1 protein-coding gene is annotated in these 565 nt (G+C 58.0%); it reads right to left on the bottom strand.

The window, feature by feature from the left end:
* On the bottom strand, positions 1–465 hold a 465-nt coding region (locus KP708_RS15530), incomplete at its 3' end, for a helix-turn-helix domain-containing protein (RefSeq protein WP_215757261.1).
* Between the last annotated feature and the right edge of the window lie 100 nt (positions 466–565).

Genomic DNA, 565 nt, shown 5'->3' with positions numbered 1-565 from the left:
GGGGGGCTGAAAGACTCTTTCAGGTCTTAAAAAAGAACTAGAAGGACGTTCCTGTGCAGGTCTTGCACTTAGGTGAGCACGCACTGTCCGCATGAAGTTCCGGGCCGCCTGCGCCACCTGCTGGAGTGCCGACAGAACGATCTCATATGCGTTCGATGTCCGCACCCGCTTCCCAAGCTGGCGATCATACTGATAGCGGGGCGTGTGCTTCACGCTGCCGAGCGCATAGGCCCGATTCAGAGCATTGATAACCGTCCGGCGGCTGGCGCCTGACTTCTCTGCCATTGCTTCGTGACTAGGGAACATAGCCCCATCGTCCCCCATGAACTCCGGCAGAACCGCCAGCGCATGTGCTTCCCCAMGAGTCAGCTTACCTTCCGACCGGAAACGACGAAGCATGGCCTGAAACCGGCGGATAATCTGCCATTTTGTCATGGGACGGGAGGTCTTGGAAGTAATGGCCACTGTCTATCCTCACTCGGACTGGCCCTCTTCTCTTGAGGGGAACCCCGGAAACGGGTTATCGTTCACCTCGGAAAGCTGACCCGTCCACTGCTACTGGCGG

The sequence above is a fragment of the Gluconobacter sp. P5H9_a genome, assembly GCF_018812085.1.
GTDB lineage: Bacteria > Pseudomonadota > Alphaproteobacteria > Acetobacterales > Acetobacteraceae > Gluconobacter.
The sequence above is the reverse complement of the archived record's forward strand: the minus strand, read 5'-3'. Positions and strand labels throughout refer to the sequence as shown.